The sequence below is a fragment of the Aquiflexum sp. genome (assembly GCF_041749095.1).
Taxonomy (GTDB): Bacteria; Bacteroidota; Bacteroidia; order Cytophagales; family Cyclobacteriaceae; genus Aquiflexum.
Genome location: NZ_JBGTCA010000543.1, coordinates 1 through 8,622 on the forward strand (window position 1 = coordinate 1; position 8,622 = coordinate 8,622).

Consider the following 8,622-nt stretch of genomic DNA (forward strand, 5'->3'; position numbering starts at 1 on the left):
AATGAGCAAGCCCGAGACCGTTTTTTTAATAAGGATGGAACGCAGAATGATTTAGGAAAATCAGCCATGGAAAAAGTGAATGTGACGGGTAAAGAATTAGAGAGTTTAGGAACATATACATCCAAGTTTACTGACTGGGTGATACAGTAACCCTGTATCTGCCTTTTTTATAAGTTTATTTTAAAAATCAACCACTAATTAATCTTTCTAACCATGAAAAAAACACTGATCACTTTCGCTATTTTAATATTGGGAACAGGGAGTTGGGCCCAATCTAATACAACTGATGAAAATGCTATTAAAAAGATAGTGCAGAAAGAAGCGGAAGCTGCCGAAAATGCAGACTATAAGCAGTGGATTGAATGTTTTGCTAAGTCTCCGGATGTTGCTTTTGGATTTAGCGACTTATTACCGACTTACATGTTAAGGAGTTATGACAAACTGGCTAAATTTGGGAAAGATTTTTTCCCTGCTGATCCTGTGCCCGCCTCGGGCGTAAATGAATTTACTGATTACCAAATAAGAATAAATGGGACTTCAGCATTTGTCACCAGCGTGCAAATAAATACCAATCCTGATGGAATAATACAGCGCTTTCATAAAGCAGATTATTTGGAAAAAATAGACGGTGAGTGGAAGATGATCGGTCACTTTTTTTCAGTGGAACCTAAATCTCTTTCTGATCAGGGAAAATAACTATGTTATTAAATTATTAAGTTGAAATATAAAAGTTGAAATGTAAGAAGTCTCAGCTTTTCATTGAGTTTCAAAATTGGAATAGTTAAAAAATTAAATAAACAATTTTAAATAAAAATCCAATGAATGATCAATCTACAAATACGGAAGGTTCCCTAAGGGGAAAATTCGCCCTTGTAACCGGTAGTTCCCGGGGAATTGGCAGAGGTATCGCCTTAAAACTGGCGGAAAAAGGAGCCACTATAGCCATCAACTACTTAAAGGATGAAGCAGCCGCTAAAGATACTTTGGCTAGAGTTAAGGAGCTTGGGGCTGAAGGAATGATTGTGCAGGCTGACGTATCAAAACCAAAAGAACTCACCGATATGCTCAATCGGGTTAATGATGATTTCGGGGCATTGGACATTTTCATCAACAATGCCCTTGGGGATTTACTCGGATTTATGGTTCCACCACTACAGGTCTCTTTAGAACAGTGGGATGAAGCTTTTCATGTTCAGTCACGTGCCTTTCTAGTAGCTGTTCAGCATTTGTCAAGTTATATGCGCAATAATGGCCGCATAGTGGCCATCAGCTATTGGCCTGGTAGCCATTTAGGTGGATTTTTACCCTATTTTGCCATGGGTACTAACAAAGCAGCACTTGAAGCGATGTGCCGCTACTTTGCTGTAGCTCTCGCTCCAAAGGGAATCACTGTTAATGCGCTTTGCCCGGGCATAACTGATGACAGCATAGTTAACAGCCTTCCAAAAGAGGCTACGGAAGCCATGCTTTCTTGGTTGAAGCAGGGATGGAATCCGATGGGACGTCCCGGAACTCCAGCGGACATAGGAGCTGCTGTCGCCAGCCTATGTAATGAAGATGCAGGATGGATCACAGGTCAGACTATTGTTGCTGACGGCGGTGCCTCTCTAATGTGTCCGGAAGTGCCTCTTGATTTCCAACGTCCTTAGGGCTGAGACAAGATGTAGATAGGCTAGGTGTAGATTTGATTTTGAAAGCAAAATCCTGTTCTGTCTAGCAGCCTAGTTAGACAATCCAATTTCTTTTCCAAAATAGTATAGGTATGAAAAAATCACTGAAAATCCTTTTAATGCTGAACAGCTTAATGTTTGGGACAATCTGCTTTGGACAGGAAGCTGCCCAAGAAAATGAAAATGCTATCATTTCTTGGATCCAAGAGAATGCTATTCCTATCAATCATGTGGAGGCAGGCAATGGGTTTGAGGATTTGCAGCCCCTAAAAGAAATATTAAAGGATGTGAAAGTGGTCGGTCTTGGGGAAGCCACCCATGGCACAAGGGAATTTTTCCAGATTAAGCACCGACTGTTGGAGTTTTTGCTAAAAGAAATGGGCTTTACTGGCTTTGCCATGGAAGCCTCATATTCTGCCTGCAAGCCGATCAATGATTATGTCCTTTTTGGAAAAGGAGATATTTACGAAGTACTCACAGGCCAGGGTTATGTGCCTTGGGATACGGAAGAGATGATCGAGATGATCGAATGGATGAGGGCTTATAATGAAAATGTAGTTGAGGAGAGAATGGTTAAATTTTATGGAGTTGACCTGGCTTACCAGGATATCGGGAGAAAGGAAGTGTTAGCTTATTTAGAAAAAGTTGCACCTGAAATGAGATCCCAAGCAGATTCTATTTTCAAAATTTTGGCAAATGAGGAAGGCAAATGGCCTATTAAAATTGATAGTTTATCTCAAAATATAATGTTGCATGCGTTCCCCAATTTTCAGAATTTAATGGATGATTTATTAGCCAATAAAGAAACCTTTATCAAAAATTCCTCTCCATATGAATTTGATCAGGCTTTACAGAATCTCCGAGTGATGAGACAATTTATGTTAGTAAATACGCCTGGATTGCATCCACCATTTATGGATGGGGGCATTGTGCGATCCATTTCCATGGCTGCAAACCTAATCTACCTGATGGATCAGGCAGGTCCAGAAGCTAAATTTGTAATTTGGGCACATAATTCCCATATAGCCAAGGATGTCTGGAATGGAGATACTATAATGGGATATGAACTAAGAAAAAAGTATGGTGATGCATACTATGCATTAAGTTTGGAAATGAATCAGGGCTCCTATCAAACTCGCACATTCCTACCTCCTAACCTTTTGGGAGACCTAAAATCCCTAACAATACCTCCTGCCCCTGTAGTCTCTTGGCCATGGTACCTTGCCCAGGCAAATGTTGCAAACATTTTATTGGACTTCAGAGGAGCATCTAAAACTCCGGAACTAGAGACCTGGGTAAATGCTCCTCGAAATATATTTCTTGCTGGTTGGGTACATGAGGCTGAACCCAAACTGAACTACACTGAACTGGAAATGGGTAGATTGTATGATGGCATCTTATATATCCAAACTACAAATCCCTCCCGACCCACCGCAAATGCCTTAAAATCTGCGGCTGAAAGAAAGGGTCTTTGAAAATTCTGATGCGAAACACCCGATCGGTTTTTAAGGGTAAATGCCAACCTCTTATAACCATCTGCCTAATTTTCTAAGGCTCTCCAAATTATGAACTGGCGCAAACACATCTACAAATGGGAGGGCCGCTTGCATTCCTGCCACATCGGGACTATAGGAGGCATAACCGGCCAGTGGATTTAACCAAATTACCTTCTTCGACCGACGTTGAATAGTTTCCATACTTCGCTCCAGAAATGGGATATCCCCCGTATCCCAGCCATCGCTAAATATGACTACAATCGTTCGCTTATTTAACAAACGTGCATGTTTTTGGACCAAATCGTTTAGGCTTTCACCGATTTTTGTACCGCCGCTCCAGTTGTTATTTCGGCTACCTAATAAGCCTAACGCTGTTGGAAAATCATGTTGTCCCAATAGACGGGTTATATTTTCTAAGGATGTACTGAATGCAAATGTTTCAATCTTGCCGAATACACGTTGAAACGCAAACATAAACTGAAGAAGAAAAGCAACATATAGATCCATTGATTTACTGACATCACACAGCAGGATAAGTTTGGTCCTTTTAGGCTTGGTTTTTTTAAAAGCGATTTCAAACAACTCACCTCCATGCCGCATGTTTTTTCTCAAGGTTCTTCTTAGATCAGGAAGATGTACTTTATCTGAATGCGTATACCTTCGGTTGAGTTGTGCTGACAAACGCTTGGATAAGGCTTTTATACTTTTCATCAAGTCATCCAAATCATCTACAGGCACTGCTGAGAAATCCTTTTGGGATAAATTTTCACCAATACTATAAGATGCCGTTTCTTCCTTTTCAATGTTTTGATTCCCATTCAACCAAGATTTTAGGGCTTTAAAGGAAGCATCTTCTGTTCCCTGCGTTATAATTGGTTTAGTTTCTGTTTTAACTTTTGAATCAATGGCCTTTTCTAATTCTTTCCAATATTCATTAAAAAGCTTATCAAATTCACGCAGTTCTTTTAGACTTCTGCATAAGACTGCTTTAAGTGCTTGTTTAAAAATATTTCTTTCGCTGTAGTTAATAAATTGCAATGATTGAAGGGCTGTGGCTTCTTCTTCAGCACTTAATAAAAAACCTCTATTTCTTAGAAACCTGCAGAACTGTACAATATTTTTTGAAAGGGATGTTTGACGGGAAATCATAAATCGTCAATCTTGGATTTTATCCCTGCACTTTCAAACAACTCACTTAAAGACATTTGTACCTGTCTTGTATCCTTCCAGTCTTTTAATACAACACCCAATGTTTGTTCTACTGTTTTTTTGTCAAGGTAATCAATATGCAGCGCCGACAAAGCCATTGCCCAGTCCAGTGTTTCCGCAATACCAGGGGGTTTTTCCAGCTTTATGTTTCGCAGGGTTTGCATAAAACGGCATATCTCCACACCTAATTTTTGGTCAATTCCGGGTACCTTACTTTTGACAATCAGCCATTCTTTCTCAAAGTCCGGATAATCTATATAGAGGTATAAACAACGTCTTCTTAATCCTTCAGATAATTCCCTGGTTCGATTTCCCGTCAAAATTACCTGCGGGATGTGGGTTGCCTTTATCGTTCCGGTTTCAGGAATGGTAATTTGCCAGTCACTTAGCACTTCGAGTAAATAACTTTCAAACTCTTCATCCGACCGGTCGACCTCATCAATTAATAATACCGCTTTTCTATGGTGGGTAATGGCCTGCAATAAGGGCCTTTTCATTAAAAAATCCTGACTGAAAATCGTCTTCTCCTTTTCATCTACGCTCTGCCCGGAATGTTCCACCATCTTTAGATGCAGAAGTTGTCGTTGATAATTCCATTCATAGATCGCGTGCGTAGCATCAAGGCCTTCATAACATTGCATGCGTATCAGATCGGTTTGCATCGCTTTGGCCATCACTTTCGCAATTTCAGTTTTTCCAACTCCTGCCGGACCTTCAATCAGTAGGGGTTTATTCAATTGTAGGGAAAGAAAAACAGACATACATACACCGTCATCAGCAATATAAACCTGCTCATCCAACATCTTTTTAATATCTGAAAGGCTTATTTTGTAACTATTTTTCTCCATTATTTACGTCGATATCTTTGAAAATATCCATTGATTAAATTGAAAGAGGGGGAACTGTAATTCCCCCCAAACACGCTTTTTGATAATGATTTAACAAGTTCAGAGCTGATTTAAGCAACAGCTTGCAAAGCTCTTTTGAGATACACTTTTGCCAAATTCCGACGATAATCCTCAGAAGCAAAATTGTCCCCTAAAACATTTACACCATTGCCTATCCCGTTTATCGATGCATCCAAATTAGATACATCCAAAGCTTTTCCCGAAACGGCATTTTCTGTTTCACGATCTCTAAATGGAGTATCAGCAACACCCGTAAAAGCAATATTTGTTTTTCCATCAGGAAATCGAAGTACAGCACATCCCACAATGGCAAATCTCGAAGCAGGTTGGGAAAATTTCAGGTAAATCATTTTCGAACCTTCCGCGGGAACTGGTATTTGGATACCCGTAATAATTTCACCTTCCTGCAATTGGGTAGTGAATAGACCTGTAAAGAAATTCGTTGCCTTAATGTTTCTCACGCCGCTACTGCCCCTCACTTCAATTGAAGCATCCGAGGCAAGCACCAAAGCAGGCCAATCGGCCGCGGGGTCAGCATGTGCCAGACTTCCACCTATGGTACCACGATTGCGGACTTGAACATCCCCAATCATACCTGCGGCTTCTGCAAAAAAAGGCAGGTGTTTTTTGATGAGTTCATTTTTAGCGATATCATGATGTGTTGTTCCAGCGCCAATGTTGATTTGTCCGTTTTCTCTGAAGACCCCTTTCAATGTAGGAATATTGGCAATGTCCACCAGCAGATCTGGTTGACTTAGGCGCATTTTTATGGAAGGAAGCAGGCTATAGCCACCTGCCAGTAATTTACCTTTTCCGGCTGAAATTTCGGCCAGCGCTTCTTCCACAGTCTCGGCTTTTTTATATTCAAATGCAACTGGTATCATATTGGATTTGGTTAAACCCTAAACCTGTTATTGGATTTAAGGATTGAGTTTAAAATGATTTTTTAGATTTCATAACTTGCGCATAATGGCAAGTTTGTTTTCTTATTTTAATTCGGAAAGAGCAATTCTTATCCTACTTTTTTCAGATGAATTTTAATTTTACCCTTCTCAATAATACTTCATTGGAGATTGCATCGCTCTCCAAACCTTCTCCGATGTCAATGGCATTCGGATATCCTTAATTTTATGGCCACCACTCCATAAGGCATCTATCACCGCATTCACCACAGCAGGTGTGGCGCCAATGGTACCTGCCTCTCCGGCACCTTTTACTCCAAGAGGATTGTGCGGACAGGGCGTAACCTGGTTGGCAGTTTCAAACATGGGGACATCATCAGCTCGAGGCATGCAATAATCCATGTACGATCCATTTGTTAATTGGCCGTTTTCGTCATATTCTGCACCTTCGAATAAAGCTTGACCAATACCTTGGACAACTCCACCATGTATTTGTCCTTCTACAATCATAGGATTGATAATGTTTCCTACATCATCCACCGAAATGAAACGTTTTAATTTTACCTCCCCGGTTTCTTTGTCTACTTCTACCACGGCGATATGGCAACCAAAGGGATAAGTGAAATTGACAGGATCGTAAAAGCTGTTGAAGTCCAGACCAGGTTCCAGGTCTGGAGGATAAACATGGGGTATATAAGCTGTCAAAGCAATGTCACCAAAGCTTAAGGATTTGTCTGTTCCTTTTACTGTAAACTGTCCTTTGGCAAAATCTATATCATCTGCACTAGCTTCCATTTTGTGGGCAGCTATTTTTTTACCCTTCTCAATTATTTTTTCAATGCTTTTTACTATGGCACTTCCGCCTACTGAAAGGCTTCGAGATCCGTAAGTACCCATTCCAAAGCCGACGCTATCACTATCACCATGATTAATTTCAATATCCTCCATGGGAATCCCCAATTGATTGGATACAATCTGTGCGAAAGTTGTTTCATGTCCCTGTCCGTGGGAGTGGGAACCTGTAAATACACTTACTTTTCCGGTTGGCTGCACCCGAACCTGTCCCACCTCAAAAAAACCTGCCCGGGCACCCAAGGCACCGGCTATGGCTGAAGGGGCTAATCCACAGGCTTCAATATATGTAGAGAAGCCTACCCCTATCAATTTGCCGTTTTGGGAGCCTTCTTTCTGTTTTTCCCTGAATGATGAATAATCCAACATCTCTAAACCTTTGGTCAAAACCCCTTCATAATTTCCGCTGTCATATTGTAGCGCTACCTGAGTTTGGTACCCAGGCTGATTTACCCCATCAAATGGAGGAATGAAATTTTGAAATCTTAATTCTGCCGGATCTCTTCCCATTTCCAGTGCTGCGAGATCCATTAGACGTTCCAGAAGGTAAGAAGCCTCAGGACGACCAGCACCGCGGTATGCATCCACGGAAGTGGTGTTGGTAAATACACCTGTGACATCTACATTTATTTTCGGGGTTGTGTATAATCCCTGTAAGAGCGTCCCATAAAGGTAGGTAGGTACGCCAGTTGAAAAAGTGGAAAGATAGGCCCCAAGGTTTGCCAAGGTTTTAACCCGAAGTCCTACTATCTTTCCATCCTTATCAAAACCCATCTCAGCTTTTGTAATATGGTCCCGTCCATGAGCATCCATAATAAAACTCTCATGCCGTTCGGCGGTCCATTTTATGGGCCGACCAATTTCTTTGGAAGCCCAGGTAAGCAGTGCCTCTTCTGTATAATGAAAAGCCTTACTGCCAAATCCACCTCCTACATCTGGACCAATTACCCTTACCTTATGTTCCGGAACACCCAATACAAATGCAGTCATTAATAAGCGTATGAGGTGAGGATTTTGGGTACTGGTATAAAGCGTGTATTTTTCATTGGCAGCATCATACGAACCTATATAACTTCTTGGTTCGATTGCATTTGGAATTAAGCGCTGATTAACTAAATCCAAGGTAGTAACATGAGCTGCACTGGAAATCGCTTCGTCCACTTCCTCTTTTGGATTTCCGAGTTGCCAGTCAAAGCAAATATTGTTTGGCAAATCTTGGTGAACCAACGGAGCCCCTGGTTTTATCGCTTCTGCAGCATTTACCACAGCTTGTAATTCCTCATAATCCACTTGAATAGCCTCTAAAGCATCTGCGGCCTGTTCCCTGGTTTCTGCGATGACCATGGCGACTGGATCTCCTACATGCCTGACCTTGTCGGCAATCAGCAGGGGATGTTTGGGCTCCCTCATTGTATCACCGTTCTTGAAGTTTACCTGCCAGCCCACCATAGCCGTCAGTTTAAGGACGTAAGACCCTGTTGGTGAGGTGTTTTTGCAATAAATCGTAGATCCCCCTTGGGATCTTTCTTCCTTTTGTTCATATTTGTATCTGTTTTTTTAGTTGAAAAAGGCGGCTTACTTCGTC

General features: G+C 41.3%; 7 protein-coding genes. 3 read left to right on the top strand and 4 right to left on the bottom strand.

The window, feature by feature from the left end; translation table 11 throughout:
* Positions 1 to 213: 213 nt before the first annotated feature.
* From ACEW8O_RS24305 to ACEW8O_RS24315, 3 genes are all read left to right on the top strand, one after another.
* Complete coding sequence (locus ACEW8O_RS24305) at positions 214 to 696, top strand: hypothetical protein (RefSeq protein WP_373497222.1); 483 nt, start codon at positions 214 to 216, stop codon at positions 694 to 696.
* 122 nt (positions 697 to 818) lie between these two features.
* Positions 819 to 1,649, top strand: coding sequence for an SDR family oxidoreductase (locus ACEW8O_RS24310; RefSeq protein WP_373497223.1), 831 nt, complete (start codon positions 819 to 821; stop codon positions 1,647 to 1,649).
* Positions 1,650 to 1,762: 113 nt separating this feature from the next.
* The gene (locus tag ACEW8O_RS24315) at positions 1,763 to 3,145 is read left to right on the top strand and encodes an erythromycin esterase family protein (protein WP_373497224.1); all 1,383 of its coding nucleotides are present in this window, start codon (positions 1,763 to 1,765) and stop codon (positions 3,143 to 3,145) included.
* 51 nt (positions 3,146 to 3,196) lie between these two features.
* Here the strand turns inward: ACEW8O_RS24315 and ACEW8O_RS24320 are convergent, their stop codons facing one another.
* From ACEW8O_RS24320 to ACEW8O_RS24335, 4 genes are all read right to left on the bottom strand, one after another.
* Entirely contained in the window at positions 3,197 to 4,315 is a 1,119-nt protein-coding gene (locus tag ACEW8O_RS24320) for a VWA domain-containing protein (RefSeq protein WP_373497225.1), read from the bottom strand.
* A complete protein-coding gene (locus ACEW8O_RS24325; protein ID WP_373497226.1) occupies positions 4,312 to 5,223 on the bottom strand; it encodes an AAA family ATPase in 912 nt (303 codons plus the stop codon). Before ACEW8O_RS24325 ends, ACEW8O_RS24320 begins: the two co-directional genes overlap by 4 nt.
* A 110-nt stretch (positions 5,224 to 5,333) precedes the next feature.
* The gene (locus tag ACEW8O_RS24330; RefSeq protein ID WP_373497227.1) at positions 5,334 to 6,167 is read right to left on the bottom strand and encodes a xanthine dehydrogenase family protein subunit M; all 834 of its coding nucleotides are present in this window, start codon (positions 6,165 to 6,167) and stop codon (positions 5,334 to 5,336) included.
* A 168-nt stretch (positions 6,168 to 6,335) separates the two neighbouring features.
* Positions 6,336 to 8,447, bottom strand: a complete 2,112-nt coding sequence (locus ACEW8O_RS24335) for a xanthine dehydrogenase family protein molybdopterin-binding subunit (RefSeq protein WP_373497228.1) — start codon at positions 8,445 to 8,447, stop codon at positions 6,336 to 6,338.
* Positions 8,448 to 8,622 lie beyond the last annotated feature (175 nt).